This is a genomic window from Dellaglioa sp. CoH-57-MRSF-18, assembly GCF_056781995.1.
On the sequence record NZ_JBXAXX010000177.1, the window covers coordinates 1 to 311 of the forward strand.

General features: G+C 56.9%; 1 protein-coding gene. It reads right to left on the minus strand.

Annotated elements, in window-relative coordinates:
- Positions 1–233, minus strand: a 233-nt coding sequence (locus AC1RPG_RS08625) for a hypothetical protein (protein ID WP_481762575.1), incomplete at its 3' end; no start/stop codon positions are given.
- Positions 234–311: the final 78 nt, after the last annotated feature.

The window sequence follows — 311 nt, forward strand, 5'->3', positions numbered from 1 at the left end:
GGAAACGCCATAGTTTTCCAAGCCGCGCGCTCGACTGGAGACTGGAATTCATAGTCCGGATCGCCTACCGCAACACGCAGCGCGGACAGCAGAATGTCGCCTTTGAAGTGGGGGTCACGTCGAAGCTGGATCAGTGCGGCGAGAAACAGGCCGCGCGAATCGGCACCAGCATGAGCAAAACCCGGCACCCGGGGTGCATCTTCCGGAACGTATTCGTCTTGAGCGTCGATCATTTGTAACCCCGCTCGCGGCGGCTGACAATTGCAAAATCTTCCAGAATTTCTATAGCCTTCGGTTTAAACGACCTCGGC